This is a genomic window from Streptomyces sp. 5-10 (assembly GCF_014712245.1).
In the GTDB taxonomy this organism is placed as follows: Bacteria; Actinomycetota; Actinomycetes; order Streptomycetales; family Streptomycetaceae; genus Streptomyces; species Streptomyces violaceusniger.
The window spans coordinates 1-722 of record NZ_JACVYG010000219.1 but is presented as its reverse complement, the minus strand read 5'-3'; the positions used below and the strand labels follow the sequence as shown (position 1 = coordinate 722).

At 67.2% G+C, this 722-nt stretch carries 1 protein-coding gene; it reads left to right on the top strand.

Features of this window, described 5'->3' with window-relative positions; all coding sequences use genetic code 11:
* Nucleotides 1–722: AMP-binding enzyme (locus IEJ02_RS47895; RefSeq protein ID WP_191070519.1), on the top strand; the 722-nt coding region annotated here is incomplete at both ends.

Sequence of the window (722 nt, the reverse complement as noted above, 5' to 3'; positions counted from 1 at the left end):
CAACCCCGCCGGCATCCCCATCGGCCAGCCCATCTCAGACACCACACTGTTCGTACTGGATCCGAATCTGCAGCCAGTACCACCAGGCGTGACGGGCGAACTGTACGTGGCCGGTGCCGGACTCGCCCGTGGCTACCCCGGCCGCAGGGGTCTGACGGGGCAGCGATTTGTGGCCTGCCCATTCGCCACCACGCCCGGTGAGCGGATGTACCGCACCGGGGATGTGGTGCGCTGGACGACCGACGGGATACTGGAATTCGTCGGCCGGGCGGACACACAGATGAAGATTCGCGGCTTCCGGATCGAGCCGGGCGAGATCGAAGCAGTCCTCGCCGCCCACGAACACGTAGCCCAGGCCGCAGTCATCGCTCGTGAGGACACACCCGGTGACAAACGACTGGTCGCCTACGTCGTGCCAGTACCCGAAACCACGGGCACCACAGACCCCCAGGGTACGGCGAAACTGAGCAGCGCTCTGCGAGAGCGAACCAAGGAGCAGCTGCCGGACTATATGGTGCCGTCGGCTGTGGTGGTGCTGGACGGGTTGCCGTTGACGGTGAACGGGAAGCTGGACCGGACCGCGTTGCCGGTGCCGGACTACGCGGCGGGTGCGGGTGGTGGTGGGGGCCGGGGTGCGGTCTCGGTGCGTGAGGAGATGGTGTGTGGGGTCTTCGCGCAGGTGCTGGGGGTGCCGCGGATCGGCGCGGACGACGATTTCTTCG